Genomic DNA, 1,130 nt, shown 5'->3' on the forward strand with positions numbered 1-1,130 from the left:
GCACCTGCCACCACCGCTGCCAGAGGTTCATCCCCAGACCCTTGGCTGCCTCCAGAAGAGCCGGCTCCACTGATTGCAAACCCACGTACAGGTGGCGCACCAAGATCACCTGCGAGTAGAGCACCATCGCCACCACCACCGAGCGGGCATTGAGCCCGAACCAAGGGATCAGCAAAATGATTAGAGCCAGGCTGGGCACCGTGTACAGGATGCTGAGGATCCCCATCAGCGGTAGGGCTAGCCAGCGCACGTGGTGAACCAGCAAAGCCAACGGCAGCGCCAGCACCAGCGCAATCCCCAAGGCCGTCGCCACCATTGCTAGGTGCTCTTGGGTAAGCTGCCACACCAAGCCGGGATGGCGGAGAAGGTAGCTCATGCGGATCCCCCCTCCAGCATGGCCAGATGGCGGATGTGATCCAGGGTAACGATGCCGATAGCCCGCCCGTCTTCCCACACCGTGAGAGCCGCCGCCCCCGTGCGCAGCAGCAGCGACAAGGCCCGCCGTAGGGTTTCGTGGGGCTTTACCACCGCCCCCTCCTGGATCTGGTGGTTGTGCGGGATCCGCTCCATCGCCGTTTCCACCCGCAGCACGCTCAGTTGCCGCACCATGTCGTCTGCCCCCAATAGCTCTCTGACAAAGGGGGTGGCCGGCTGGGTGAGCAGTCGAAAGGGAGTATCGAACTGCACCACTCGCCCCTGCTGCATCACCAAGATGCGATCTGCCAGGCGCAGCGCCTCTTCCACGTCGTGGGAGACGAAGAGGATGGTCTTTCTCAGTTGCCGCTGCAGGCGCAGGATCTCATCTTGTAGCTTGCTACGAGTGATGGCGTCGAGGGCCCCAAAGGGTTCGTCCATCAGCAGCAGATCCGGATCCCCGGCCAGCGCCCGCGCCAGACCCACCCGCTGCTGTTGGCCGCCTGAGAGTTGAGCCGGGTAGCGACGTCGGTATTCTTGGGGGGGCAAGTTGACCAAGCTGAGCAGCTCGTCCACTCGCTCGCGGATGCGCTCCCTTGGCCAGCCCAAAAGTCGCGGCACCACCGCCACATTCTGGGCCACCGTCATGTGGGGAAACAACCCCACCTGCTGGATGACATAGCCGATGCGCTGGCGCAGCGCCGTCACCGGAAAGT

At 63.6% G+C, this 1,130-nt stretch carries 2 protein-coding genes; both read right to left on the minus strand.

What is annotated here, in order from left to right:
- Nucleotides 1–376 (minus strand): ABC transporter permease (locus NW835_RS05870; RefSeq protein ID WP_414414777.1); only part of this gene is annotated, 376 nt, incomplete at its 3' end.
- Nucleotides 373–1,130 (minus strand): ATP-binding cassette domain-containing protein (locus NW835_RS05875; protein ID WP_414414778.1); only part of this gene is annotated, 758 nt, incomplete at its 5' end. The genes NW835_RS05870 and NW835_RS05875, both read right to left, overlap by 4 nt.

It is taken from the genome of Synechococcus sp. OH2 (assembly GCF_047462155.1).
GTDB lineage: Bacteria > Cyanobacteriota > Cyanobacteriia > Thermostichales > Thermostichaceae > Thermostichus.